At 50.8% G+C, this 23,319-nt stretch carries 21 protein-coding genes; 12 read left to right on the top strand and 9 right to left on the bottom strand.

The features are described 5' to 3' along the window. The first annotated feature begins 35 nt into the window (after positions 1-35). Positions 36-581 (top strand): molybdenum cofactor biosynthesis protein B, encoded by a 546-nt coding sequence (moaB, locus tag Kalk_RS04780; RefSeq protein ID WP_199768012.1) that lies wholly within the window; start codon positions 36-38, stop codon positions 579-581. Next, positions 578-1,801, top strand: coding sequence for a molybdopterin molybdotransferase MoeA (locus Kalk_RS04775; protein WP_199768011.1), 1,224 nt, complete (start codon positions 578-580; stop codon positions 1,799-1,801). The genes moaB and Kalk_RS04775 overlap by 4 nt, the downstream gene beginning before the upstream one ends. Here Kalk_RS04775 and Kalk_RS04770 read toward each other — a convergent pair. Then, entirely contained in the window at positions 1,798-2,058 is a 261-nt protein-coding gene (locus Kalk_RS04770) for an acyl-CoA-binding protein (protein ID WP_101893111.1), read from the bottom strand. The two genes, Kalk_RS04775 and Kalk_RS04770, sit on opposite strands and share 4 nt — an antisense overlap. A 278-nt stretch (positions 2,059-2,336) precedes the next feature. Here Kalk_RS04770 and Kalk_RS04765 point away from each other — a divergent pair, with 278 nt between their 5' ends. From Kalk_RS04765 to Kalk_RS04755, 3 genes are all read left to right on the top strand, one after another. Further along, a complete protein-coding gene (locus tag Kalk_RS04765) occupies positions 2,337-2,570 on the top strand; it encodes a DUF2789 domain-containing protein (protein WP_101893110.1) in 234 nt (77 codons plus the stop codon). Between the two features lie 199 nt (positions 2,571-2,769). Then, positions 2,770-3,315: an SCP2 sterol-binding domain-containing protein gene (locus Kalk_RS04760; RefSeq protein WP_101893109.1), complete on the top strand. Its 546-nt coding sequence runs from the start codon at positions 2,770-2,772 to the stop codon at positions 3,313-3,315. Positions 3,316-3,319: 4 nt separating this feature from the next. Beyond that, positions 3,320-4,504, top strand: coding sequence for an iron-containing alcohol dehydrogenase (locus Kalk_RS04755; RefSeq protein WP_101893108.1), 1,185 nt, complete (start codon positions 3,320-3,322; stop codon positions 4,502-4,504). Positions 4,505-4,580: 76 nt separating this feature from the next. Here Kalk_RS04755 and Kalk_RS04750 read toward each other — a convergent pair whose 3' ends face one another. Continuing rightward, positions 4,581-4,775, bottom strand: a complete 195-nt coding sequence (locus tag Kalk_RS04750) for a hypothetical protein (RefSeq protein ID WP_101893107.1) — start codon at positions 4,773-4,775, stop codon at positions 4,581-4,583. 362 nt (positions 4,776-5,137) lie between these two features. On the opposite strand from Kalk_RS04750, the gene Kalk_RS04745 reads away from it, so the two are divergent. The 3 genes from Kalk_RS04745 (at position 5,138) to Kalk_RS04735 (ending at position 9,756) form a co-directional block, all read left to right on the top strand. Further along, entirely contained in the window at positions 5,138-5,905 is a 768-nt protein-coding gene (locus tag Kalk_RS04745; protein ID WP_101893106.1) for a methyltransferase domain-containing protein, read from the top strand. A 35-nt stretch (positions 5,906-5,940) separates the two neighbouring features. After that, on the top strand, positions 5,941-6,669 hold the full coding sequence (locus tag Kalk_RS04740) for a DUF1499 domain-containing protein (RefSeq protein ID WP_101893105.1): 729 nt from the start codon (positions 5,941-5,943) through the stop codon (positions 6,667-6,669). A 135-nt stretch (positions 6,670-6,804) separates the two neighbouring features. Then, complete coding sequence (locus Kalk_RS04735; protein ID WP_101893104.1) at positions 6,805-9,756, top strand: EAL domain-containing protein; 2,952 nt, start codon at positions 6,805-6,807, stop codon at positions 9,754-9,756. Here the strand turns inward: Kalk_RS04735 and Kalk_RS04730 are convergent. From Kalk_RS04730 to Kalk_RS04700, 7 genes are all read right to left on the bottom strand, one after another. After that, positions 9,728-10,840 (bottom strand): dihydrolipoamide acetyltransferase family protein, encoded by a 1,113-nt coding sequence (locus Kalk_RS04730; protein WP_101893103.1) that lies wholly within the window; start codon positions 10,838-10,840, stop codon positions 9,728-9,730. The genes Kalk_RS04735 and Kalk_RS04730 overlap by 29 nt on opposite strands. After that, on the bottom strand, positions 10,837-11,802 hold the full coding sequence (locus tag Kalk_RS04725) for an alpha-ketoacid dehydrogenase subunit beta (protein ID WP_101896217.1): 966 nt from the start codon (positions 11,800-11,802) through the stop codon (positions 10,837-10,839). The genes Kalk_RS04730 and Kalk_RS04725 overlap by 4 nt, the downstream gene beginning before the upstream one ends. Before the next feature lie 79 nt (positions 11,803-11,881). Further along, the gene (gene pdhA, locus Kalk_RS04720) at positions 11,882-12,961 is read right to left on the bottom strand and encodes a pyruvate dehydrogenase (acetyl-transferring) E1 component subunit alpha (protein WP_101893102.1); all 1,080 of its coding nucleotides are present in this window, start codon (positions 12,959-12,961) and stop codon (positions 11,882-11,884) included. 3 nt (positions 12,962-12,964) lie between these two features. Next, entirely contained in the window at positions 12,965-14,029 is a 1,065-nt protein-coding gene (locus Kalk_RS04715; protein WP_101893101.1) for a Glu/Leu/Phe/Val dehydrogenase family protein, read from the bottom strand. A gap of 356 nt (positions 14,030-14,385) precedes the next feature. Further along, positions 14,386-16,218 (bottom strand): beta-ketoacyl synthase, encoded by a 1,833-nt coding sequence (locus Kalk_RS04710; RefSeq protein WP_101893100.1) that lies wholly within the window; start codon positions 16,216-16,218, stop codon positions 14,386-14,388. 202 nt (positions 16,219-16,420) lie between these two features. Then, a complete protein-coding gene (locus tag Kalk_RS04705; RefSeq protein ID WP_101893099.1) occupies positions 16,421-17,602 on the bottom strand; it encodes an acetyl-CoA C-acyltransferase in 1,182 nt (393 codons plus the stop codon). A 121-nt stretch (positions 17,603-17,723) separates the two neighbouring features. Continuing rightward, entirely contained in the window at positions 17,724-19,826 is a 2,103-nt protein-coding gene (locus Kalk_RS04700) for a putative bifunctional diguanylate cyclase/phosphodiesterase (RefSeq protein ID WP_101893098.1), read from the bottom strand. Between the two features lie 126 nt (positions 19,827-19,952). Between Kalk_RS04700 and Kalk_RS04695 the strand changes: the two genes are divergently transcribed. From Kalk_RS04695 to Kalk_RS04680, 4 genes are all read left to right on the top strand, one after another. After that, complete coding sequence (locus Kalk_RS04695; RefSeq protein ID WP_158643304.1) at positions 19,953-20,543, top strand: hypothetical protein; 591 nt, start codon at positions 19,953-19,955, stop codon at positions 20,541-20,543. A 34-nt stretch (positions 20,544-20,577) separates the two neighbouring features. Then, positions 20,578-21,417 carry an alpha/beta hydrolase gene (locus Kalk_RS04690; RefSeq protein WP_158643303.1) on the top strand — a complete coding sequence of 280 codons (840 nt, stop codon included), beginning with the start codon at positions 20,578-20,580 and terminating at the stop codon, positions 21,415-21,417. Next, positions 21,414-22,412, top strand: a complete 999-nt coding sequence (locus Kalk_RS04685; RefSeq protein ID WP_101893095.1) for an NAD-dependent epimerase/dehydratase family protein — start codon at positions 21,414-21,416, stop codon at positions 22,410-22,412. The genes Kalk_RS04690 and Kalk_RS04685 overlap by 4 nt, the downstream gene beginning before the upstream one ends. Before the next feature lie 88 nt (positions 22,413-22,500). Beyond that, the gene (locus Kalk_RS04680; protein WP_101893094.1) at positions 22,501-23,283 is read left to right on the top strand and encodes a hypothetical protein; all 783 of its coding nucleotides are present in this window, start codon (positions 22,501-22,503) and stop codon (positions 23,281-23,283) included. Positions 23,284-23,319: the final 36 nt, after the last annotated feature.

The following is a 23,319-nucleotide window of genomic DNA, read 5'->3' as shown; positions in this document are numbered from 1 at the left end:
CTTCGGTATCTCACACGACATAAGGTGTTGTCATTATGAGCGCATCATCCGATTTTATTCCTGTTAATGTGGCCGTGCTCACGGTCTCTGATACCCGTACCGAAGAAACCGATACCTCTGGACAGTTGCTGGTGGAAAGTGTCACCGCAGCAGGTCATGCTCTGGCGGATAAAAAAATCTCCCTGGATGATGTGTATCAGATTCGCGCTATTGTTTCAGCCTGGATTGCGTCCTCTGCTGTCGAAGCCATATTGATTACCGGGGGCACCGGTTTTTCTGGCAGGGATACCACCCCAGAGGCCGTTGAACCTCTATTCGATAAATATATCGAGGGCTTTGGCGAGGTGTTCAGGCAGATTTCTTACAGTGAAATTGGCACCTCTACCATACAGTCACGCGCTGTAGGTGGGTTGGCCAATAATACAGTGATCTTCTGTATGCCAGGCTCTACCAATGCATGCCGCACAGCGTGGAATGGCATAATTCAACAGCAATTGGATTCCACCCATCGGCCCTGTAATTTCGTGAAACTGATTACCGGACATCGCACCGACGTCGAAGCCTGTGAGACCCGTGGATGAGTTGCTGTGATAAGCCGGGGCTGATGCCGGTAGCCGATGCGCTTAGCCAATTGCTGGATTCCGTTAAAGTTACAACGGCTACTGAACAGGTATCCATTGTGGATGCTCTGGGACGAGTTCTGGCGGAAGATGTTTGCTCCGGTGTTGACGTTCCACCGGCAGACAACAGTGCCATGGATGGGTATTGTCTGCGTTTTGAGGATTACCAGCCCGGCCAGTCCATGCAGGTGTCTCAGCGTATACCTGCGGGAGTTGCGCCACAGCCATTGGAGCCTGGCACCTTGGCGCGGATATTCACCGGTGCCGAAGTACCTGTCAACGCCGATACAGTGATCATGCAGGAAGACGTGGCTGCTGATGAGCGGGGTGTCGTTATCAACGAGGCGCCTGAGCGTGGTCAGCATATTCGACCTCGCGGCCAGGATATCGGCAGTGGCCAGACCATTCTTGCCAAAGGCAGCCGTATACGGCCCCAGGATATGGGGCTGCTGGCTTCGGTAGGGGTTGGTGAGGTCAGGGTGTATAAACCCTTGCGAGTGGCGATTTTATCCACTGGGGACGAGTTGGTGGAGCCAGGAACACCGCTGCAGAAAGGTCAGATCTATAACTCCAATCGTTACACTCTGATCGGGCTGCTGCGTGGCTTGGGGTTGGATATTCTGGATTTGGGCGTTGTGCCGGACGATATCGGCGCGACTGAAGCAGCGTTTATCAGGGCGGCATCTGAAGCTGATGTGGTGTTGAGCAGCGGTGGCGTATCAGTCGGCGAGGAGGACCACATCAAAGCGGTGTTGGAAAAACTTGGGAGTTTGGCCTTCTGGCGTTTGGCGATCAAGCCCGGCAAGCCCTTTACCTTGGGGCGAATCATGGATATTCCGTTTGCCGGTTTGCCCGGTAATCCAGCCGCGGTGTTTGTCACTTTTGCACTGCTGTGTCGCCCATGGCTGCTGAAAATGCAAGGCGCCAGCGACTATATGCCGACCGAGGTGCTGGTGCCTGCTGGATTCAGCACCCGAAAACCCGGAGGGCGACAAGAATATTTGCGGGCACGACTGGTGCAATCGGAGCAGGGCAGTAAAGTAGAGATCTACCCCAATCAAAGCTCCGGCGTACTGTTTTCCGCCAGCTGGGGGAACGGGTTTGCTGTGGTTCCCCCAGGGCAGCGGGTGTCAGAAGGCGATTTGGTGCGCTTTCTACCCTACGAAATGATTCTGAATTAGCGGAAGGCATCCAGCTTGCTGATGTAAGTTTCCATCGCTTTGTCGCTGGACATACCTTTTAAGCTTTCCCAGGCACTGTATTTGGCTCGACCTACGAAGTCCGTCAAACCGGGCTTCTTACCCTTAACATCCCCTTCTGTGGCTTGCTTGTACAGGGCATAAAACTGCAGTTTTAGGCTGTTGTCAGGTTTGAAATCCCCAGGTCCGTTCTGTACAAAATTCACTGCGTCTTCAAATTGTTGCTTAAGGTCACTCATCGTAGCGTATACCTGTTGTCGTTATTGTTGGGTTACTCAGAACAGCATTATAGGGTCTCTCATTGCAGATGCATTAGCAGAAGAGGCGGTTTTGGCGGTTGAATTGGCCACTCTTGGTTTCCGAAAAGACAGCATCGCAGTGGGGTGCGGGCTGCCTCATCGCCTAAGGCAATCAGACTTAACTCATTTATGTTCATTCGATATAACGGAATGCTGGCGCATCCGGCGCTGAGCGTGCAGGATTAGTGGAAGGTAAATTGAGAAGGAGCGTGCAAGTGATGGATTCTGTTTACTACTCAATGTGTAATTTATTCAAACAGTTGGGGCTGCCTAATGAGCCTGAGAATATTGATGAGTTCATTGCCCAGCATCGTGATTTATCCAATGGAACCTCGATCGAGCAGGCTCCGTTTTGGAACGACTCTCAATCCCAGTTTCTAAAAAGTGCCATAGATGAGGATTCGGAGTGGTGCGAGGCGGTAGATCAGCTGGATGCGCGGCTGCGCTACTGATCCCTGTCAAAACCTGATTTCAATCAATAACTTCTTATTATTCGGGCTAAATTGTGCCTGAATGATCAGTCATGCCTATTTTGTCGCACCTGCTAGTGGACGTCCTACAATTAGATAATTAGCATTAACCTCTTGCCTTGGTGTAAACCACTTGGCTTAATCGTAGTCTAATTATACAGCACCATTAGAAGTGTGAATTATGAATCGACAACACCAGCTCAACAGCGGCGTCTTGAACGCGGCACCGCTTAAGCGCCCCTATGTGGCGTTGATGATGGACGTAATCGGCCGTGGACTGGAAGCCGCCAGTCAGGTGGACGAGAAGATACAAAATGAAGTCAAAAATCTACCTGAGGGCTTCATGTTTGATATGCGCGCTTTGCCAAACGGCCCTTGTTTCGTCATGCAGAAAGACAGCTCTGGTTGCCTTCGCTACTTGGGTAAAACAGCACCACGCAAGCCGGACGTCTCCCTTAAGTTCAAACATCTAAACCATGCTTTTCTAGTGCTCTCATTCCAAGAGGGAACCGCACGGGCGTTTGCGAATGATCGCTTGCTGGTAGATGGCGAAATTGCTTATACCATGAAGCTGGTGCGCAGCCTTAATCGTATGGAAAGCCTGATATTGCCCAAGTTTGTGGCAGTAAGGGCGCTGAAACGTTATCCCCGGCTTTCATTGAAGGAAAAGCTGGCTGATGGCGGCCGAATTTACACGCGTCTCGCGAAAAACCTGGTTTGGGGTTAATACAATGACAAAAGCCTATTATGAATTTTTCTGCCCAGTAAAAGTCGTTGCCGGTAATGCGGCTCTGGAACACATCCCTTTTGAATTGCGCAATCTTGCGGCGTCTCGCCCCATGATCATTACGGATAAAGGGGTGCGCGGCGCGGGTCTGGTTGATCATGTGCTGGGTGCTTTCGCCGAAAGTGGTATGGATGTGGTAGAGATTTTCGATGATGTACCACCAGATTCCTCCACCACTGTGGTAAAAAACATTGCCAAGCTCTATCGAGACAGTGGTTGTGATTCCATTATCGCTGTTGGCGGTGGCTCCGTTATCGATACCAGCAAGGGAGTTAACATTCTGGTGTCGGAGGATGGTGAAGATCTATCCCAGTTCTCAGGGGTTGGTGTTTTGACCAAGCCTTTGAAGCCTTTCTTCGTTGTACCCACAACTGCGGGTACGGGTTCTGAGGTAACGCTTGTGGCCGTTATTTCAGATGTAGAGAAAGGGGTTAAGTTGCCGTTTACCTCCTATTTCCTGTTGCCCAATGCTGCGATTTTAGATCCGCGCATGACGCTGACATTGCCTGCCCACATTACTGCGATGACCGCCATGGATGCCATGACCCATGCGATCGAGGCGTTCACTTGCATGGGTAAAAACCCAATCAGTGATGCCTACGCCGTGTCTGCGATCACGAAAATCAGTCAGAATTTGATTAAGGTGCTGAACGCGCCGGACGATGCCGATGCTCGTTTAGAGCTAGCTCAGGCGTCCACCATGGCGGGCATTGCTTTCTCCAATTCTATGGTTGGCCTGGTGCACTCGCTGGGGCATTCATTGGGGGCTCTGTGCCATTTACCCCACGGCCTGTGTATGAACCTGTTCCTGCCTTATGTGCTGGAATACAACCTGGAAGAGAGGGGCGATATTATCGGTGAGCTATTGCTGCCTCTGGCCGGAGCGGACGTATACGCTAAAACCCCGGCTGGCGAACGAGGCCGTGCGGCTATCAATACTATTCGTGAAATCCGCGATGAGCTGTATCGACGATGCAAATTGCCCCGAACCTTGTCAGAAACCGGCAAGGTAACCAAAGATCAATTGGCGCGATTGGCTGAGATGGCTTTGGATGATGGATCGATTATTTTCAATCCGGTGGAAGTCGATCTGGATGATGCGAAGGCTGTTTTAGAGAAGGCTTGGTAGACGGTTACAACGCTCGCTCCCATCAGATACCCGATTGATGGGAGCGGTGATTGCCGTTGGGTTGTCCAACAGGTACTTACACTGCGCCCTCAAGCTCTTTGCGGTTCAAGCTGGGGCCTTGAAAATTGGCTTTCTTGCCGCTATCAACAGGCTTATAAGCTGCCAGCTTGCGCTGAATATCTTCTTTGTTCACCATGACCACCTGCTTAGGAACAGAAGCCTTGGCCTGAATCCGCTTCTTTTTCATGTGGGTTTGAATCAATTTTAACATGCCGGGTAACCTCAAAAATCCTACAATCGATACGCCTGATGCTTCCCCCCAAACGGATTTGTATTGCTGTCATTAAATCAGTTTGGATATTGATGCCCTTGGGCAATTATTGTTCTTCTTGGTTGTGCTTGTTGAGGTAAGTGTAAAATGATTCGACACTACCTGAGTAGTGGCAAAAATCAAAAGTGTTAAGAGTGTCAAAAACTGACGTGAGTTGTACTCAGGAACTGTGAACCCGGTATCACTTATGTCTGATTGTGACATTGAGGGTCACCTTCTGTAGGTCACTTTTTGACAATGACCCACTCAATAGCTGCTTTGCTCCCTAGTTTTATTCGTAATCACATCGGGCCTGGAGATATATGGCAACAGATCAGAATTTTGATGAGCTTTCCCATCGGTTTACTCAGAAAATATACAGTGGTACCAAGGGGAAGGTCCGTTTGGCCCTGCTGGAGCGAGATCTGGATGAGACCCTGGGTCAGCGGTTGCAAGCGCCATTGAGCATTCTGGATGCTGGTGGTGGTCAGGGGCAGTTTGCCCGTATTTTGGCCCGCCAAGGGCATCAGGTGACGCTGTGTGACCATTCAGCGGTAATGCTTGAGAGTGCTCGCCAAGGTGCAGCAGAGGAGGGCCTTGATCACGCATTTGAATACATTCACAGTACAATTCAGGCGTTGCCTGAGCCTCAGCAGCCCTATGATCTGGTGCTATGTCATGCAGTGCTGGAGTGGGTGATAGACTGGCAGGCTCTAGTCCTTAGTTTATTAGGGCAAATGGGCGGTGGCGGATATCTTTCGTTGATGTTTTACAATCAGCATTCCACCGTGTTTCGCAGTCTGGTCAGAGGTTACTTCGATCGGGTTGTTGACGGTAAATTGCGTGGCAACGGGCAAGGGCTTACGCCGATCAATCCATTGTTGCCGGAACAGGTGCTAGGCTTTCTAAAAGAGCAGGGTATGACAGTGCTGTGCAAAAGCGGTATAAGGGTGTTTCACGATTACATGCACAAAGAGATTCGTGATCGCCGCTCTGAGCAGGACATCATTACACTGGAAAAGCGTTTTTCGCGGGAGGAGCCATATCGTTCCCTTGGGCGTTATTACCATGTGGTTGTGCAGCGAAGTTAATGACTCCGGGCTGAATGTAAGGAAGGTGTGTTCAAATGCAGAAACTGTTTAGGTTGCTTCCCGTGTTAGTGGTGGTTTCCATTATTGTTGCTTGGTCATTCCCTCTGTTGGCGTTGGGGGTTCGGTTTGATCTGTGGGGAGTCTTAGTGGCATTGCCGTTGATGGCAGGAGCAGCTCTGACGGCAGCGATCATCATGGGGTTGGCGGGTGTGTGCTTGTTGTCTGCCATCAGGCGTCAAGAGCAGGCCGCGGTGCATCGCGCGATTCTGGTTGTGTTGGTGTTAGTGGTGCCCGTTGCGACGGTTTTTCATTTTGGTCTTAAAGCCAGTCAATCGCCCGTTATCTATGATGTCTCTACTGATTGGGGTCAGCCTCCAGCGATAGCGGCTATCTCCAATGTCCGGCCGGACAGCGCTAATCCTCTACAGGGTGCTGCCGATGTGAAAGCGCTGCAATCGGAGCATTACCCAGATGTTCAGGGGTTGGTTCTGGCGCAATCGGCCGCGTCCATTTTACAGAAGGCTGTATTCGTAGCCACTGAGTTGGGCTGGCGGGTTGAAGCGGTAAATGAGCAGGCAGGGATTCTGGAAGCGACGGACCGTACTTTTTGGTTTGGCTTTGTCGACGATATTACGGTGCGCATCCAAGCGAGCCCTGAAGGAGGCTCCCGGGTGGATGTTCGTTCCGTCAGTCGAGTGGGCAAAAGTGATCTAGGAAAAAACGCTGACAGAATCAGAGTGTTTTTGGCAGCAATTAAATCCTAACATCATCTATCTAAATGTTAATGCAGGTTCGGAGCCTGCTGGCGGCAATGTTCTGGTCTATGCTTAGAAAATGACTGATTTGCATTCGCTGAGTACGAAAAAGTAAATGCCTCCAAACCCTGTGATTCGTATTTCATGACCTGTAACCGGCACAGCAACCCGCTAACCCTGAAAGCCACGCTTGCCTGTCTGGTTGTGTCGGTGTTTAGCCTTTTTGCTACGGTATTGCAGGCTGCCACAGGCTTTTCTGGTGTTTCACACGTAGCCGCCAATCAGCAAGATGATCCACTGGACTTGTCTATTTCAGTATTGGTGGATGGTTCTGGCCGTTTGCTAATTGATGACCTTCTTACCTCCCGTTTGGGTCAGGAATGGAGCCCGCTAACGGAGCCCTCTCTTAACCTTGGTTTTGTACAGAGCACCATTTGGCTAAGTGCATCTATTCCTAATTTTGCGCGAGGCTCAGACTACCTGTTAGTCGTTGACTTTCCTCTGTTGGATGAGTTGGACGTGTTCTTTGTAAGTGGTGAACAAGTCGTAAGCCATGTGATTACGGGTGATCAGCGACCCTTTATGCAGCGTCCGTTTTGGCATAGGGATTATGTGCTGGCCTTGCCGGATGAGCAGTTTGAAGATCTGCGAGTCATCTTGAGGGTGCGCAGCGAGGGGTCTGTATTGGTGCCGGTGCGGTTGTGGCGACAGGATGCCTTCTGGGCTCAGGAGCAGAGTACGCTTTTGCTGAAAGGCGGCTTTATCGGCATCATGCTGGTGATGGTTCTCTACAATCTCTTTATTTATGTGGTAGTGCGGGATCAAAGTTACCTTTATTACGTAGGGTACGGCGTCTCGATCTTATTGTTCCAGCTTTCAATAGAAGGATTAGCTTATCAATATCTGTGGCCACAACTAAAGGAGTGGCACCAGATCAGTTTGATTCTGTTTCTGGCATTCAGCGTAGTATTTCATTGTATGTTCACGCTAACCTTTCTTAATTTGCCAAAGCGCTTGCCAGCGGCAAGTTATGCCTTGGCCCTGCTGATATCAGTGGCGTTGTTGTTATCATCACTTTCAGTGGTGCTGTCATACAATGTGTCTATTCAGCTGGTAACGTTTCTGGTGTTGCCGACATTAATTACCTGTATGTCTGTTGGTGTTTATCTTTTGTATAAAGGTGAACGTCGCGCGCGATATTTTGTGGGTGGGTGGTTTGTATATTTTTTTGGAGCCTTTGTCCTTACGCTTACTCGTATGGGCTGGATACCCGTAAATGAGCTCACAGAGTATATGTTGCAGATTGGAGTGGCATTGGAAGTTGTGCTGTTCTCGATGGCGCTGGCCGATAGCATCAATATTGAACGCAGGGAAAAACTGGAAGCCCAAAGGCAATCAATACAAAATTTGGAACGCTATCGTTCTCTGTATGAAAATGCAGCCGAAGGTATTTATCAAAGTGATTTGGACGGGCGTTTGATCTCGGTGAATCCCTCGTTGGCATCCATGCTGGGTTACGCCAATCCAGCTGAGCTGATGACAGCATTTTCGCAAAAGGAAATTACCGAATTCCTGAATGAGGTGGATTACAATTCGCTTATTCGCAATATTATGGAGAAAGGCAGAGTACACCAGTTTGAGCTGAGAGGGCTGCGTCGGGACGGTCAGGTTTGCTGGTTGTCAGTGTCTGCCAAAGTAGTCGCAGGTGCCCAGTGGGGCAACGATGCGATGGTGGAAGGCTTCGTTTCCGACATTACTCAGCGTAAAAGAAACGAAGAGCAACTGATGTTTCTGTCGCGCCATGACCCGCTTACTGGGTTGGTGAATCGAAGAGAATTCGAAAGCCGGTTGCATCAGGCGCTTGAGGAAGTGCACCATCAAAGTGAACATCATACGCTGCTATTGCTGGATCTTGATCAGTTTAAACTGATTAATGATACATGTGGGCATGTGGCAGGTGATGAGTTGTTGAGGCAGGTAACCGTATTGCTGCGTCAGTTAACACGGGGTGGCGATGTACTGGCGCGTCTTGGTGGAGATGAATTCGGGATTCTTCTAACGAACTGTGCCGAAGATAACGCAATTATGGTGGCTCAGAAGATTCGTCATCAGATCCAGAGCATGCGCTTTGAGTGGGATGGAAGCATGTTCAACATGGCTGGAAGTGTCGGCCTCGTCACTATTAAACGGGAAATGGACTCGGTTAAGGAAGTGATTAACCTGGCTGATGCTGCTTGCCATACCGCAAAGAATTCCGGGCGTAATCGGGTGCATGTATATGACCCTGAGGATGTCCATCTGGCTTCCCATCAAACCCATATGCAATGGGCAGCACGCATTTCCGACGCCATCGAGCACGATAGTTTTATGTTGTATGTGCAGCCTATTGTCGCAGTCACTGCTGATCCTTTTGTGGGTAAGAGTTATGAGGTTCTGCTGCGGTTGAATTATGATAATGGAATAGTATACCCAGGCACCTTTCTGCCGGCAGCCGAACGTTATAACTTGATGCCTCAAGTCGATCGCTGGGTGGTTCAGAATCTATTTAAGTGGATGGAGAATAATCCAAAAAAACTCAGTGGCGTGGCCGATGTGTCTGTGAACCTTTCCGGTTTAACGTTGGGGGATAATGAGTTCCCGGCTTTTTTGCGAGAGCAGTTCGAGCGTTATGGTATAGCGCCCAACAAAATTTGTTTTGAGATTACGGAAACCATTGCGGTTACGAACCTTTCTACTACTTTGAAGTTTATTGAAGAGTTTCGCGCAATTGGTTGTAGCTTCTCGTTGGATGATTTTGGCAGTGGTTTTTCCTCGTACGGTTATTTGAAGAGTCTCCCGGTGGATTATCTAAAGATCGATGGGGTATTTGTTAAGGATATGGTTGCCAGTGATATTGATTGCGCCATGGTGGAGTCAATTAACCGAATTGGTCATGTAATGGGAAAGAAAACCATCGCGGAATTTGTCGAAAGCGAGGAGATAACCGACATGCTGCGCCGTATGGGAGTCGATTATGCGCAAGGTTACGGTATCTCCAAGCCATATCCTATTGACGATATTGAGGTGTTTATACCGGCAACGCCACGTCATCCATAACCGCTCGTAAAAAGCGTGCAGCCTCGCCTCCTGTTATCACTCGATGATCAAAACTCAAACTCAGCGGTAAGAAGCGATGGCTGGCAAATCCTGTTGCGGTCTCTACTACGTTTTTGTAAATCTTGCCCGCCCCCAATATAGCTACCATTGGAGGCATTATGATCGGGTTGCCGTAGCGACCGGCGATCGTGCCATAATTTGAAAGGGTGATGGTGGCACCGGCCATTTCTTGTGGCGGTATGGTGCGGTCTTTTACGTCTTTCCTGATATGATCCAAACCCTGTCGTATATCTTCCGGTTCCCGTTGGCATACGTTTCGTAGTACTGGTACAAACAGGCCGTCGGGAGTATCTACTGCGATACCCAGATCAACTTTATCGATGACTCTGAAAGTGTTGTTATCGCTGTCGTACCAGGCATTGAGGTTGGGTTCTTGCTGGCATGCGCTGGCAATCGCACGAACCAGACGCAGGGTGATGTCTTCCTCTTTGTGCCAGTGGTGTATGTCTGTGTCGTCATTGATGGTGACCTTTACCACTTCGGCATGAGCGATAGCCATGTTGCGTGCCATGCTGCGGCGTACGCCTTTCAGTGCCTGAGCTTCACCCAGATCGTGGGTCAGGCGAGCTGCTTTTTCCACATCGTCGCCGGTGATCATGTGATGATTGCCAGTACCGCTGATGTGGTTCAGGTCTACGTTCAGCCGTCTAGCCAGTGCTCGAATAGCAGGCGTGGCCAAAGGTACATTTGGGCCGGGCCGATAGGGGCTGCCAATAACAAACTGCTCCCGTTCTGACTGATCGCAGGCGGATTCCATTTTACCGACCACGGTTCCTGTGTCTTCCTGGTTCTCTCCCTGAAACTCCAATAGTGGCTCGCCTGTATGAATGAGATCGCCTTCGTCTCCAAAGCAGGCGGCGATGATGCCATCCTGTGGCGCTGGGATATCCACGATTGCCTTGGCGGTCTCAACCGAGAGAATAGTTTGCCCGGTGGTCACAGTATCCCCAGGCTTTATATGCCACTCTACTATTTCGGCCTCTTGTAAGCCTTCTCCCAGATCCGGTAGTTTGAAGTACTTCATGGGGCCTCCATTATTTTTATCGTTGCGTCTACAATTTCTTGGCTACTGATCATGTAAAGATTTTCGCGACGCAGGTAGGGCATGGGGGTGTCGCAGCCGGTTATGCGTTTGATCGGGGAGAGCAGTGAGGCGAAGGCCTGTTCCTGCAACGACGCACTGATCTCTGCGGCAACACCACAGTGTCTGGCTGCCTCTTGAATGATGATGCAACGCCCGGTTTTTTGCACGGATGCGATCAGTGTGTCGATATCCAGAGGGCTGATGGTGGCCACGTCGATCACTTCGGCTGAGATGCCTTGCTTTTTTAACTGGGTCGCGGCTTGCAGTGTTTCGTGTATCATGGCCCCCCAACTGATAAGGGTTATGTCCTCGCCTTGCCTCAGGGTATAGCAGGTGTCCAGTGGCAGGCCGACACCATCATCATAGATTTCCTGTTTTACCATTCGGTAAATACGCTTTGGTTCCAGAAAGATAACTGGATCTGGGTCTTCTATGGCACTTAATAAAAGGCCATAGGCGCGGGTTGGGGATGATGGAATCACCACTCGAATACCTGGGATATGGGCAAACAGTGCTTCGGTACTTTCTGAGTGATGTTCCGGTGCGTGTATGCCCCCACCATAGGGTGCACGCAGCACCATAGGGCAGGTTAGCCGCCCTCTTGTTCTGTTGCGCAGGCGCGCGGCATGGGAAACAATATGCTCCATGGTGGCGTAGATGAACCCCATAAACTGAATTTCGGCGACAGGTCTCAGTTTTTGTGCAGCCATTCCTACGCTGATACCCGCGATCAGGGTTTCTGCCAGTGGTGTGTCCATGACTCGTTTGTGGCCAAATTGCTCTTTCAAACCCACGGTGGCCCGGAAAACCCCTCCGTTAGTTGCCACATCTTCACCCAACACGACTACATTGGAATCGCTGTTCATAGCACGGTGTAACGCCAGGTTGATGGCTTCAATCATGGTGACTACATGCGGGGTTTTCGCGCTAACGTTGTTGTTATCAGCGTTCAGAGTTTTGATGTCTTCCTGTGCGCCCATGCTATTTACCTCCCAACATAGACCATTTCTTCAGAACATGTTCTTTTTGCGTGACTAGATGGGATGGCGTTTCCTCAAAAAGATAATCGAACAAGTCTGACACGGGTTGTTCTTCGTGTTTTAGATAGGCCTGTACGGATTGTTCAACTTCCTGTTTGCATTCTGACAATAATGCTTGTTCCTGGTTTTCACTCCATAGACCCTTTTGATGCAGGCAGGTTTGCAATCGTTTGATGGGCTCTCGCTTCCAGGCTTCGTTAACTTCTTCGTGGGATCGGTAGCGCGTTGCATCGTCTGCTGTGGTGTGATCCCCGAGTCGATAACTGACCGCTTCAATGAGCGTACTGCCTTTGCCACAGTGGGCTTTTTTAACAGCGTAATGTACCGCGTCATAAACAGCGCAGACATCATTGCCATCGACCTGAAAGCCTTCAATACCCGCTGCAACTGCTTTTTGGGCAATTGTTGTTGCGCCGGTTTGTATCTGGCGTGGTACGGAGATGGCCCATTGATTGTTATTTACAACCATGATCATGGGTAACTGCCAAACGCCGGCTAGGTTCATCGCTTCATAAAAATCGCCACGAGAGGTAGCTCCGTCACCGCAGGTTACCAGTGCGCAACGTTTCTCTCCGCGAATTTTAATGGCGCTGGCTACCCCGGCGGCATGGGTGACCTGTGTTGCAATAGGGACACAATTAGGGAAATCCTGGGCGGCCACACCTGTAAAATGGTTGCCCCATTCATTCCCTCCCCAGTATTGCATCTGTTGTTCTAAGGGCACGCCACGGAGGTATTGGGTAGCCTGATCCCGGTAGTAGGGCAGAAACACATCTTCTGCCCCCAGCGCCAGACCAATGCCAGCACCGATGGCTTCCTGGCCGAGGCAGGATGCATAAGTGCCCATTTGCCCGGTACGCTGTAAAGCAACGACGCGCTGATCGAACGTGCGAATCATCACCATGGCGCGATAGCTTTCCAACAGCATGGCGTTGTTTAAATGCGAGGTTAGTGGAGTGACGCAAAGGCCCTCTTCATTAATGAACTGTTTTTGTTGATAGGGGGTTGTGGTGTACTGCATTGTTCATGCTCCCTTCGCTAAGGCATAGGGTTCGGGAATGTCGTGGTGTCCGTACAGAATTTCTTCAGCCATCAGATCGGCGATACTGGATGTGGGTATGTTTTCGGACTTGGATCGAGTAAAGATGTCATACAGGGTTTCGCTGATACCCCAGGTTTTGTTGGAGATTTCCTGAATAGATGTGTGCCGAAGGCCGAGGGATACCTGAATTAATCCACCGGCATTTATAACGTAGTCGGGCGCATATAAAATGCCTTTGTTATGCAACTGCTGACCGTGTTCAGGATCAGCGAGCTGATTGTTGGCAGATCCGGCGATAATATCGCAGTGCAGCTCCTGTAGGGTGGTTTCGTTAATCACGCCACCCAGTCCACAGGGGGCAAGAATGTTGCAGTGGGCGCTGAAGAATTGGTGAGGTGATACGGATTCAGCCTGAAAGGCCGTGCGCGCTTGTTTGACTTTGTGTTCATCAACATCTGAAACCAGTATTCGCGCACCCTCTTTGAACAGCAATGATGCCAGATGAAAGCCAACGTTACCGACGCCTTGTATGGCTACGGTTAAACCTTTCAGTTTTGAATTGCCATAGCGATGGAGTGCGGCTGCTTTGATTCCTGCCAGCACACCAAGAGCTGTGTTGGGGGATGGATCAAGGCCGTCACTCAAGCTGCCAGAGACATGTGGAGTGACCCGGCCCACTTCATCCATATCCTGTAAAGTCGTACCGCTGTCGACGGCGGTAATGTATCGGCCACCCAATTCATTTACGAATTTACCAAAGCTCTGATAAAGCGCTTTGCGATCAAAGTGTCCAGAGGGCTTCAGAATGACTGCTTTGCCGCCGCCTTGCGGAACTTTGGCCAGCGCAGCCTTGTAACTCATGCCACGAGCAAGGCGAATAACGTCTTTTATGGCGTCTTCATCGCAGTCGTATTCAATGCAGCGACAGCCGCCCAGCGCAGCTCCCAGCTTGGTGTTGTGTATGGCAATGATTGACTTGAGCCCGGTGGAGGGATCAGATTTGAAGTGCAGTTCGCCTAAGTGCGCCTGCTCGATTATGTCGAACATATACATCTCCTTCCAAACGAGAGTGGGATAACACTCGTTGTTTTTCCGGTGTTGAATAGATGGTTGGATCGCAACTATCTATTCGTAATGTGATAGGTGTTAATCAAAATATAATGTATTTATTGTGCTTTTCCGAATTGGAAACAACGAAAGACTGTGTGGGTTTTGTAAAGACAGGCGTAATAGATTGATGTTTAAGGGCTTTATATTTTTGTGCTGACCAATTAAATGCTCAGAATTAATTCGTGTCGGTGAGGCGTTAATAACTCAGTTGGATATAGGGCGTTAGTTATATAACCAACGCCCTGTATGCAAGGAACTGTATTCGACGCTACTGACGTTGGAGGCTGAATAAACTAATAGGGGAAATCGCCTTTCAGCGTTACGTCAAGGTATCCTGGGATGTGGATGTTGTCACGGGACAGGTTCAGTTCTTCCCCTTTTATCTCAGGTTCGCCGAACCGATATATAGACTCTGGTATTTTTGTCAGAACATCATCATGGTATTTCAGCTGTGCGGTTTGGGTGGTTTCCAAGCTGTTTTGATACGCTGTCCAATGTTGTTTGCCGTAACGCTGCTGCAAAAAGTCACAGCTCCAGCGAGGTGACAGCAATACGGCGCTGGCGTTGTTGCCTCCAAATCCTTTTGCGTTGATCAGAGCCCCACCAAAATGATTCTGGCCGAATTCACGGTGTTGGTTGCTTAAGGCGATATGGCTTTGGTGTACATCGTCAGCGAAGGTATCAACAGTGGTGATGCCTGGCAGAATGCCGTGTTGGAATACACCCAGGGCGGCAGCAATTTGATCACCACCTGCGACACCGATTGAATGCCCCAGAAAACATTTAACCGCTGCGACTGGCCACTGTTGCATATTAAAGGCTTGCGCCAGCGAATCCAGTATATGCGATTCAGTCACGCGATTCTGGGGCGTGCCGGTGCCATGCGCCATAGCAAAACTGTGGCCACGGCTGCCTTGACGGTTCAGTGCCTGATCCATGCAATCCAGCGCTCGGCCCACAGTCAGATAATTGCCTATTCCGGGAGCGGAGATTGAGCGCTTGATGCCATCAGCGTGTACAAATACGTTAGGAACAGCGGCATAGATGTGTGCACCCAGCTCAAGGGCCAGTTTATCGTTGCACAGCACCAGAAATTGGGATGATTCTGCAATGGTAAAGCCGCAGTTGTTTGCAAATGGGCGGCAGGCACGGCGGTGATCGGCGGTTTGGTCCGTGCCGTCGAGTTTGCGCAGTCCTTCATCCTCTGCCAATGCGCTCATGGCTCGATAGCCTTCCATTACTTCAGGAAGAATAGGCGCTTCACTGGCTCCGACTACGGCGATCTGCGCGCGGCCGCTTTGAATATCCTGTACGGCCATTTGCAGGTTGTACAGAAACGTCGCGCAGGCACCCACCATACCGCCGGTATTGCCAACATTGCCAAGTACGTAAGCGTTGACAAAATTGGCAGTCATATCGGCGAATCCCATCGGGCATTGCTTTGAACTGACTCGTTTACCCTGAAGACTGCTGCGCAGCATGCCGCCGGTGCCAAGTTCATCCAGTTGCCCCATGGCGCTACTGGCATATACGCTGATGTGTTGTGGGTCGACCTTTTGTTGAATGGTCGACCAATCCAACCCGCTGGAACGCAGTGCATCGGAAACAGCGAACATGGCAAGTTGCAAGCCGCGGGGATGATTGCGAGAACTGTAAGCATCGCCCGGGTTGAAGCCGGATGGTATTTGTCCTGCCGCTTGTACGGGGTAAGGCTGCGAGTCTGGTATTAATAAATCAGCTCCGCCGGTGCAGGTGATGTTGGCATCGCCGCCGTTGATCTCAACCTGCCAGTTACTGGGAATGCGGTTTGGTAAATCTTTTTTCTTCACTGTGAAGCTGAGGGTGTCTTCTTTACCATTTAACTTAACCGGTTTTTGCAAAGTGACACGTTCTACATCGAAATGGTTTTTTTCTATCTTGCGAATCAGTGTGCCGGCCAGAATGTCGTGTTGGGAAAGGATTTTGTTCTCGCCGTTTTTCATCAGCACTGACAGGCTTTGCAGGCATTCTTGTTGTGCCGTTTCGTTCAGGCATTCAAAAACCATGCGTTGATAGCCATGATGAAACGAGGCGCGCCCGGCCGCATTCACTCCTCCAAATCCAATGATCAAAGGTAACGCTTTCAAGATATGGACTCCGTGATTGATGCAATGAATATAGCTGCTTCATTGTAGGGAGTGGATTCCTAACCGCTAGACCGCTTGGTCATAATAGTTGCGATAAAGTGAAACCATTTGTAAAAGTGTAAAAAGGTATGTCAGAACGGAGGGTTTTTTAGGCAAAAAAGGAAGGTGAAGAGGCGTTTTTTCAAACGCCCCTTTGAGGCACTTAGATTAATTCGATGGCCATCGATGTAGCTTCGCCGCCACCGATGCACAGCGATGCAACACCGCGTTTGCCGCCTCTTTGTTTGAGGGCATGAATCAGGCTCAGAATAATACGTGAACCGGTTGAACCAATGGGGTGGCCCAATGCGCAGGCACCGCCATGAACGTTGACCTTTTCATGAGGAATATTGTGCTTCTGCATAGCCAGCATGGTGACCATCGCAAACGCTTCGTTGATTTCAAACAGGTCTACTTCTGCTGCGCTCCAACCAGTTTTTGCGAACAGTTTTTCCAGCGAGCCAACGGGTGCGATTGTGAATTCGGATGGGTGCTGAGACTGAGTGGAGTGACCCACTATGCGCGCCAGAGGTTGTAATCCTTTTTCTTTGGCAACGGATTCACGCATCAGTACCAGGGCAGATGCGCCATCGGAGATGGAGCTGGCGTTTGCGGCAGTGATGGTGCCATCTTTGGCAAATGCTGCACGCAATGTCGGTATTTTTTCCGGGTTGGCGTTGCCGGGCTGCTCGTCTTCAGACACAACCACTTCACCTTTACGGGTAGTAATAGTGACCGGGACAATTTCGTCCTTAAAGGAGCCATTGGCGATAGCCTGTTGCGCCCGTTGTAATGACGTGATGGCGAACTCATCCATTGCTTCGCGGCTCAGGCCTTCTTTGTCGGCTACTTCTTGCGCGAATGACCCCATCAAACGACCGGTTTTGGCGTCTTCCAGGCCGTCCAGAAACATATGATCCTTGATTTCACCGTGACCCATGCGCAGGCCGCTACGGGCTTTTTCCATTACGTAGGGTGCGTTGGACATGCTTTCCATACCACCGCTTACCATGATGTCGTTGGTGCCGGCTTTGATCAGGTCATGGGCCAGCATGGTGGCTTTCATGCCGGAGCCACACAGTTTATTGATGGTGGTGCAGCCGGTTGCGGTGGGCAGGCCTGCGTCCAGCGCTGCTTGTCGGGCTGGCCCCTGTTTGAGGCCTGCAGGCAGTACGCAGCCCATAATCACTTCCTGCACGTCTTCTGGGGCGATTCCGGCCCGGGTGACCGCTTCGCGGATGCTGATGGCACCCAGCTCTGTGGCGGTTACTGCGGAAAGGGCTCCTTGGAAGCCTCCCATGGGGGTTCGGGCACCGTTTACAATAACAACTGCGTCTTCGCTCATCATCTGATCCTAAGTTTTCTAGTTGGTCTGGGTGTATTTGTAAAAGTGGGCCATTTTAACGGTAAATGTGCCCCGGTGCGAATGACCAGATACTCCAAATGGAGTAGCTTCGAAGAGAGTATCAGCTGGATTTATTCAGTAGGGGTTGTGTGGCTTTAGCTGCCCGTTGTGTGGCGTTTTTGATTTGGGTGCGTTGATTGCTGAGGAAGGTCAGGAAGGAATCTTCGCGAATGGGTTGGCTGTAGTAGTAGCCTTGCGCGACATCGCATTCACATTCCTGCAAATACTTGATCTGATCCAGAGTCTCGGTGCCTTCAGCGATGACAGAAAGCCCCAGGCTGTGGCCCAGTTGGATAATGGCGTCCACGATGGTGCCGTTGTCTGGGTCTTCCAGCATGTCCTGCACAAAAGCGCGATCGATTTTTACTTCGTCCATGGGCATTTTCTTCAGGTAGCTCAGGGATGAGTAACCGGTTCCAAAATCATCGATGGCCAGTTGTACGCCAATCTCTTTCATCTGTTTTAGCAGGCGGATGGCCAGGTCTACGTTCTCCATAACCGCCGTTTCTGTGATTTCCAGCATCAAATGATGGGGCGGGATACCGGTTTCTGTGACCAGACGTTTCACCATGCCCACCAGATCGGATTGGTGCAGCTGGATGGCGCTGACGTTGACGGAGATGGTCATATTATGGAACCCGGCCTCCAGCCAGCGACGTAGCGCATGGCAGGAATTCTTCAGCACCCATTCGCCGATGGCGACAATGGCTCCGGTGCGTTCAGCCAAGGGAATGAACTCCACCGGTGACACCATGCCTCGTTCGGGGTGATGCCAGCGTACCAGGGCTTCTGCGCCACGGATTTCCCCGGTAACCAAATTGACCTGGGGTTGAAAGACCAGTTGCAATTGGTTGTCTTCTACCGCAGTGGCCAGTTGCCGTTCCAGTACCTTGGTTTCGCGAATGCGCTGATCTACGTTGGCTACGTAAAACTGGTAACTGTTGCCCCCCTGTGATTTTGCCAACTGCATGACGTTCTCAGCGTTTTTCAGTAATTGATCTGCCGTGGCTGCATCATGGGGATAGATGGTGATGCCAATGGTGGCAGACAGGCTGATGCTGTGATTGTCCAAACGGAATGGGCGGCGGACGCTATCCAGTACTTTTTGGGCGACATCTGCCGCCTGATAGTGGTTGCTTAAATTCGGCAATACCATCGCAAATACATCGCCGCCCACGCGGGCGATGGTATGGGATGGATCAAGGTCAGCGCGAAATCGATCGGCCAGGGTTAATAACAGTTTGTCGCCGGCATGATAGGAATGCAGCAGGTTTACGGATTTGAAGTCGTCCAGTGCGCAGTAAAGAACGGCGAACATGTCGTCTTGGTTGTTGGCGTCCTGAACCGATTGTTCTATGCGTCGCAACAGCATATTACGATTTGGCAATTCCGTTAGCATATCGTAATTGCTCAGTCGCTCGACGTGGGCTTCTGCTACCCGACGCTTACTGTTGTATTTTTCGATGGCCTTGAATAAGTCATTTATTTTTTGCACCCAGGCTCCCAGCTCGTCGTCTTCATGGCCACGGGGAGCATCCAGTTGATTCTGGGCGGGGCGCATGGGGTCGATTTCTTCCAGAGAACTGAGGAGCGATGTCATGGGGCGGGCGATCAAGCCTTGAAATATCAGATAAAGCACAGAACCGAACACAATGGCTTGTGCCAACCCGGTTACAATAACGGTCTTACTGCGTTCGATAAATGCATCTGCTGCACCTGAGGGGTCGAGGCTGACCTCAAGGTTGCCGTACATCCGGCTCTCGCTATCCGACGTAATGCCACGCAGCTCCAATGTGTAGCTAAGTTCTTGCCCAAAGATGGACGATACCAATGAGCGATAAGGGATGCTGTGCTTGTTGCGGAATTCGGAGGCCAGTGGTGGTTTTTCCGGAATGGATACAGCGGCATAGAACACGGCGTTGTTTCTGAACAGTCCTTGAACCACTTGCTTGGCCAGTTCTGAGTCTTCATTGAATGCAGCTTGGGTGGCGGGTTCTTTCATCATGGCCAGAACCTGCTGTGCTTCTTGCTCCAAACCTTTGCGGGCCTGGCGTGCATCCAGCATGATTTGTACGATACTGAGGAGAAGGCCCATGAGCAGGGCGGTGCCCATTACGGCGAAAAAGAGTTTGTTGGAAAGTCGGCTGTTCAGTTTACCCTGCATGGATCGCTTCCAAGTCGAGTGGCCGTTTATTATTCTAGAGTTATTAGGAAGAGTATCAATTATAACCAGTCGCAAAGTCAAAGGGTTGCTGAGGGTTTTTACTTTTATTTATCGGGGGGTTATGTCTTGAAGCCTTACCTATACATGTTGTTTGCGGTTGTTTCTCTCGGTAGCAGCCTGTCTGCGCAGGCAGAGGAGGTCGTGCCTGCTACAAAAGCGCTGCAATCCACGCCAGAGGAGGCGGTTGTGTCTCCGGGAGGGGTGAGTCGGCCACCGGTGTCTTCTACTGCTGCCAGGAAAGAGCTGCAACGGCTGATGGATGAAGGTGTAAAAATGCTGGCACAAGAACTGGTGACAGAAGGCACTTTCTACCCCTTTGTGACGATGATCGGCCATGATAACGAAGTGCGGCTGATTGGCACGCCAGCCTCTTTGCGGGTGGATAGCCCTGAGCAAGCGGTGCAGGCGATGGTGCAAAAGACTCGCCAGTTAGCTAAAGAACGCCGCATACGGGGGGCTGCGTTTTTTATGGATTATATGGCAACGCGGGAGGATAACGGTTTTTCGCAGGCAGGGATTCGGGTAGAGTTGAATCATATTCACCCCGATGCGCTGTCGGTGTTTATTCCTTATAGCGTGACGGATGACAAAAAGCTAAGACTGCTAACGCCTCAATATAAAGAAGGAAAAAACGTTGTATTTGACGGTCAGCCCTGACCCGGGAATGGCTTGGATTGGCAACGAATACGCAATGATCAAAAAACGACTGGAACAGGTTCAGGCGGGTGTTCGCAAGGGTGTGTTTGCAGGTTTGAAACTGGCAGGGCATAAGCCCGGTAAAGCCATAAAGAATCTGCATTACGGGCGGGAAGCGGGCCAGGTATTGGATATATTCTTGCCCAAAGAGGGGTTCCGTGGCACCCAGGTGGTCTTTCTGCATGGCGGTGGGTGGCGTTCTGGCAGTAAGGATGAGTACGCTTATTTGGGGGCTGCCATGGCGGCTTACGGCATCACTTGTGCTGTGGTTGGTTATCGTTTATACCCTGAAGTTCGCTATCCTCTGTTTGTTGAAGATGTCGCTCATGCTGTGTCCTGGCTGCGCCGCGATGGGTTGCGTTATGGTTTTGCCGATGCACCTATCTATTTAATGGGGCATTCTGCCGGGGCTCATATTGCCTGCCTGATGGCATTGGATGAGCGCTATCGCGCCCTGGCGATGCTGGATGAAACCAGTGTTGCCGGTGTCATTGGGCTGTCTGGTGTGTATCGGTTTCGCCCGGAAACCTCGCCGGTGTATTCGGATATATTTTCCAGTGCAGAGCCAGGATTTGAATCAGTGAAGCCAATCAATTACGTGGGTGATAAAAAGGTGCCCATACTCATGTTGCATGGCGATAAAGATGGGGTGATTGGCATAAAGAACGCGCAGCAGATGTTGCAGGCGGCCGCGTCGGTCGGTCAGAAGGCGGTGCTTCACCCATTGCCGGGTTACGGGCATGTGCGTCCTATTTTCGATTTTCTGCCCTTTATGCCGAATCACCAGAGAACCATGTCTGTATTGCTCTCCTTTATGTCGGGCGCACGCTTATGAAAGTGTTGATCACCGGCGGAACCGGTTTTATTGGCGAGCATTATGTGCGGCATTTGTGTCAGACCCATCCTGACGTGAAGTTGTGTTTTACCGGGCGCAATCTGGAGAAGGGTAATGAGCTGGCCCGAAGCACAGGGGTTCATTATTATCGCGGTGATTTGCAGGATGAGCCCTTTGTGAAGTTGATCTGCAAAGATGTCGATGTGGTTGTGCACTGTGCAGCCAAGTCAGGTATCTGGGGGGGCTACGTTGATTATTTTCAGTCTAATGTAGTCACCACAGAGCACTTGTTGTCGGCGGCACAGCACACGGGGGTACGCCGATTTGTCAACCTGGGCTCCCCCAGTATTTATTTTGATTACAATGATCACCTCAACGTGACCGAAGATTTCCTGCCGCCGAGGTTTGCAGATAATTATGCGCGCACCAAGTTCCAGGCAGAAACACGGGTGTTACGTGCCGGCAGCGAACAGATGAAGACCCTGTCACTGCGGCCTCGTTTTGTGGTGGGTCCGGGGGATCAGTCCATATTTCCACGATTGATTCGGCTTCACCAGCAGGGGGCTTTGCGGCAGGTAGGAGAGGGTCGCAACATTGTCAGTATGACCAGTATCAGCAATATGATGTTGGGGCTGGATTGTGCTGTGTTTGGAGGAGATGATATATGCGGCGATGTGTATAATGTCGCCGATCCGCAGCCGGTTAATCTGTGGGACATGGTCAATCAGTTGATGCTGCTGCTGGAGCTGCCTGCGGTAACGCGCAAGATCTCGTACGGTTCAGCCTTTGTAACTGCTTCGGCCGCCGAGGCTTGGCACCGTTTATTGCGGCGCAAGACTGAACCTGATCTCATGCGCCACAAGGTGGCCGTCATGGGCAACTCTTTCACCTTGAATATTGAGCGCGCCAAACGCAAACTGGGATACGATCCTGCGCTATGCATTGATGACACCTTGGAGGCCTTTGCCACCTGGTGGCGTAACCAGAATCACTGAATACCCCAGCGACCTGTGCAATGACAGGGTAAGCACAGTCGCGTTTTTGTATAATGCCCTGAATTTGTGAGACCAGTCGGAAACCAAAATGACAAAAGATTCTCTTGGCGATCTGAGCATGAAGCCAACCCGAGACGAGTTGGCGCAACGGCAAACCAGCCGTGGTAAACCGTCAAAAGGAAATGCACCCCAGGCGTCCAGCCCCAAGCCATCCCCCAGCAGTGCCGCGACCCAAGGTGGTTTGTGGTCGGTGCTGATTGTGATGATCGTTTGCACGGCAGGTGGAGGTTGGTATTTATGGGACAAGGTAGAGCGTCTGCAGACCAGTCTCAGCCAGTCCACACAGGCCTTGGCGTCGGCAGAGCAGGCTTTATCCAGCCTGCAGAAAAACCTGGCCAACCGTGACAATACCTTGAGTAAGTCCGGTGATCAGATGACGGCGGACATTAAAGAGCTGGAAAGCGAGGTGCGTAAATTGTGGGATCTGGCCAATAAGCGCAACAAGCCCGAAATTGCGGCGCTTACCAAGCAGGTCAGCGAATTGAAAGCGGATATCAAAGCCAGCTCAGGTACTCTGGGAGGCATGAGCAAACAAGTGAGCGCCTCCGCTGACCAGCTGACTGCTCTGAAAAAGCAAATCAGTGATATGCAGGAAAGCAGTGGCGTGCTGGCAAAATCCACCGATGCCCTGAAAAAAGATCTGTTGCAATTGAAGGCGGTGCTGGGCAGTGCCGCTGACTTTGATGATCGCATAACCAGTGTTGAGGTTGCTATTAAGGCCATTGATGCTCACCGCAGTCAGGTGAATGGTCGTCTTGAGAAGCTGAATACAGAAATGGGCATCCTGTTACAGAGGACGGCTACTCCTTAAAGTGCTCAAACTGTGATCATTATCACAGCTGCACAC

The organism is Ketobacter alkanivorans (genome assembly GCF_002863865.1).
In the GTDB taxonomy this organism is placed as follows: domain Bacteria; phylum Pseudomonadota; class Gammaproteobacteria; order Pseudomonadales; family Ketobacteraceae; genus Ketobacter; species Ketobacter alkanivorans.
The sequence above is the reverse complement of the archived record's forward strand: the minus strand, read 5'-3'. Positions and strand labels throughout refer to the sequence as shown.

Coding starts and splice junctions, on each gene's coding strand:
- moaB (WP_199768012.1), top strand. CDS start 36: ATGAGCGCATCATCCGATTTTATTCCTGTTAATGTGGCCGTGCTCACG.
- Kalk_RS04775 (WP_199768011.1), top strand. CDS start 578: ATGAGTTGCTGTGATAAGCCGGGGCTGATGCCGGTAGCCGATGCGCTT.
- Kalk_RS04770 (WP_101893111.1), bottom strand. CDS start 2,058: ATGAGTGACCTTAAGCAACAATTTGAAGACGCAGTGAATTTTGTACAG.
- Kalk_RS04765 (WP_101893110.1), top strand. CDS start 2,337: ATGGATTCTGTTTACTACTCAATGTGTAATTTATTCAAACAGTTGGGG.
- Kalk_RS04760 (WP_101893109.1), top strand. CDS start 2,770: ATGAATCGACAACACCAGCTCAACAGCGGCGTCTTGAACGCGGCACCG.
- Kalk_RS04755 (WP_101893108.1), top strand. CDS start 3,320: ATGACAAAAGCCTATTATGAATTTTTCTGCCCAGTAAAAGTCGTTGCC.
- Kalk_RS04750 (WP_101893107.1), bottom strand. CDS start 4,775: ATGTTAAAATTGATTCAAACCCACATGAAAAAGAAGCGGATTCAGGCC.
- Kalk_RS04745 (WP_101893106.1), top strand. CDS start 5,138: ATGGCAACAGATCAGAATTTTGATGAGCTTTCCCATCGGTTTACTCAG.
- Kalk_RS04740 (WP_101893105.1), top strand. CDS start 5,941: ATGCAGAAACTGTTTAGGTTGCTTCCCGTGTTAGTGGTGGTTTCCATT.
- Kalk_RS04735 (WP_101893104.1), top strand. CDS start 6,805: ATGACCTGTAACCGGCACAGCAACCCGCTAACCCTGAAAGCCACGCTT.
- Kalk_RS04730 (WP_101893103.1), bottom strand. CDS start 10,840: ATGAAGTACTTCAAACTACCGGATCTGGGAGAAGGCTTACAAGAGGCC.
- Kalk_RS04725 (WP_101896217.1), bottom strand. CDS start 11,802: ATGATTGAAGCCATCAACCTGGCGTTACACCGTGCTATGAACAGCGAT.
- pdhA (WP_101893102.1), bottom strand. CDS start 12,961: ATGCAGTACACCACAACCCCCTATCAACAAAAACAGTTCATTAATGAA.
- Kalk_RS04715 (WP_101893101.1), bottom strand. CDS start 14,029: ATGTTCGACATAATCGAGCAGGCGCACTTAGGCGAACTGCACTTCAAA.
- Kalk_RS04705 (WP_101893099.1), bottom strand. CDS start 17,602: ATGAGCGAAGACGCAGTTGTTATTGTAAACGGTGCCCGAACCCCCATG.
- Kalk_RS04700 (WP_101893098.1), bottom strand. CDS start 19,826: ATGCAGGGTAAACTGAACAGCCGACTTTCCAACAAACTCTTTTTCGCC.
- Kalk_RS04690 (WP_158643303.1), top strand. CDS start 20,578: ATGATCAAAAAACGACTGGAACAGGTTCAGGCGGGTGTTCGCAAGGGT.
- Kalk_RS04685 (WP_101893095.1), top strand. CDS start 21,414: ATGAAAGTGTTGATCACCGGCGGAACCGGTTTTATTGGCGAGCATTAT.
- Kalk_RS04680 (WP_101893094.1), top strand. CDS start 22,501: ATGACAAAAGATTCTCTTGGCGATCTGAGCATGAAGCCAACCCGAGAC.